We start from the raw sequence: 225 nt of genomic DNA, 5'->3' as shown, positions 1-225 counted from the left end.
CGGTCACCGAGATCTTGTAGTTGTCGGTGCTGCTCGAGGTCCAGCCCCAGTCGGTGCTGCCGGCGAGGTAGCGCTGATCGGGCACGGCGTTGCGCAGCGTCGCGTCGGCGAGGGTCTCGACCCCGCTGTAGGCACGCGACTCGGTCTGCAGTGTCGAGTACGAGCGGGTCTGCGAGTCGCCGCCGTGCCCCGCGTCGACGAAGTACACGAGCGGGCTCTCGGCGG

At 69.8% G+C, this 225-nt stretch carries 1 protein-coding gene; it reads right to left on the bottom strand.

Annotated elements, in window-relative coordinates; translation table 11 throughout:
* The coding region (locus tag FJ658_RS16385; RefSeq protein ID WP_181408505.1) for a hypothetical protein at positions 1-225 on the bottom strand (225 nt) is incomplete at both ends.

It is taken from the genome of Schumannella sp. 10F1B-5-1, assembly GCF_006517535.1.
Classification (GTDB): Bacteria; Actinomycetota; Actinomycetes; order Actinomycetales; family Microbacteriaceae; genus Schumannella.
Note: the sequence above shows the minus strand (reverse complement) of the source record. Positions and strands in the feature narration are given on the sequence as shown.